General features: G+C 70.0%; 2 protein-coding genes. Both read left to right on the top strand.

The window, feature by feature from the left end; translation table 11 throughout:
- Nucleotides 1–811 (top strand): MBL fold metallo-hydrolase (locus ASG00_RS09415; protein WP_162238382.1); only part of this gene is annotated, 811 nt, incomplete at its 5' end.
- 10 nt (nucleotides 812–821) lie between these two features.
- Nucleotides 822–1,107 (top strand): SDR family NAD(P)-dependent oxidoreductase (locus ASG00_RS15820; protein WP_200930900.1); only part of this gene is annotated, 286 nt, incomplete at its 3' end.

Genomic DNA, 1,107 nt, shown 5'->3' with positions numbered 1-1,107 from the left:
CTTCATGATCACGAACGGCAACTACCAGACGATCTTCTTCACCACCGGCGAGGGGGTCGTGCTGCTCGATGCTCCCGAACCGCTCGTCGACCACATCCGCACCGCGATCGCCGACGTCACCGACGAGCCGATCCGCACGCTCATCTACTCGCACGGGCACTCGGATCACATCGGTGGCTCGTACCTGCTCGCCGACGGCGTGGAGATCATCGCCGAGGCCGGCACCGCGCGGTTCCTCGCCGAGAAGGCGGACCCCGCCCGCCCGGCGCCGACCGTCGTGTACGAGGGCGCCCTCTCGCTCACCCGCGGCACCCGCCGCATCGAGCTGTTCCGCGACGGCTTCCACTCCGCCGACGGCGACACGGTGCTGTTCCTCCCCGACGAGAAGGTCATGGTCGCCATCGACCTGCTCGCGCGCGGGTGGGTGCCGCTGCTCGACTTCGACATCACCGAGAACATGTTCGCCTACCTGGGCGCGTTCGACCGGTTCCTCGAGTACGACTTCGAGCACTTCCTGTCGGGGCACACCGCCGATGTCGCGCGCCGCAGCGACGTGGAGCTGACCCGTCGCTACGTGCTCGACGTGTACGCCACCGTCAAGCGCCTGCACGACGAGATCAACACTCCCGAACTGCTGGCCGAGCACCGCGACAGCGAGCAGGCTGGCATCAAGTTCATCATCGAGGAGGTCACCCGCCGCGCCGCCGCCGAGCTCGCCGAGCGGTGGGCCGACGGCCCGATGAAGGGCGTCGAGCTGTGGACCGAGAGCCACGCGCGCGCGATGGTGCTCTACGTGCGCTGGACGGACTGAGGTGGCCGACATGAGCGTCACCTTCGATTTCTCCGACAAGGTCGCCGTCGTCACGGGCGGCTCCAGCGGGATCGGCGCCGCCGTCGCCCGCGCACTCGGTCGCGCCGGTGCGGCTGTGGTGATCGGCTCCCGGGATGCCGCGGGCCAGCGCGTCGTCGACGACATCGTCGCGGCCGGGGGCCGGGCGACCCACGCGGTCGCCGACGTCTCGGATGACGCCGCGGTCGCCGCTCTCGTGCAGACCGCCGTGGACACCTACGGCGGCCTCGACATCGCGGTCAACAACGCGGGGTCGC

The organism is Microbacterium sp. Leaf351 (assembly GCF_001423825.1).
Lineage (GTDB): Bacteria > Actinomycetota > Actinomycetes > Actinomycetales > Microbacteriaceae > Microbacterium > Microbacterium ginsengisoli.
This window is presented reverse-complemented; position numbering and strand designations above follow the sequence as displayed.